The sequence below is a fragment of the Hahella sp. CCB-MM4 genome, from assembly GCF_002260525.1.
Classification (GTDB): Bacteria; Pseudomonadota; Gammaproteobacteria; order Pseudomonadales; family Oleiphilaceae; genus Hahella.
In genome coordinates, this window is the sequence record NZ_MRYI01000132.1 from 1 (window position 1) to 408 (window position 408).

Below are 408 nucleotides of genomic sequence, written 5' to 3' on the forward strand. Positions count from 1 at the left end.
TTCTGATGCAATTCGGGATCGATCGCCTCGGCGATGCGGTGACGGAGGCTGGCCTGACGGACCGCCACGGGTTTACTCCGGCAACGGGGTCAGGCGCTGCACCGGAGGGAGCCGCAGGTCCCGCATCCGAGGCGGGCGCTCGACCGGTTGTTCCTCGGCCGAACCGCCGTTGGCGCGGTCGGATTCGAAGCTCCACAGCCCCACGAGGGCGGCGCGGGCGTCCTCGGCCCGGCCGCCGGCAATGCCGTTGGCGACGCGGACGTGATAGGACAGGAAGCGCGCGCGCACCCGTGTCGGGTAATCGGTCGTGGGGGTGATGGCGAATTCGGCCTCGATCAGGCCTTGGGCCAGCATCGTCATCGCCGGATTGCCCGCGGCCGCAGCCAAGGCAAGGTTCATCCGGCGCAT

1 protein-coding gene is annotated in these 408 nt (G+C 69.9%); it reads right to left on the reverse strand.

What is annotated here, in order from left to right:
• Nucleotides 1-72: 72 nt before the first annotated feature.
• On the reverse strand, nucleotides 73-408 hold a 336-nt coding region (locus BTA51_RS30395; RefSeq protein ID WP_094712550.1), incomplete at its 5' end, for a hypothetical protein.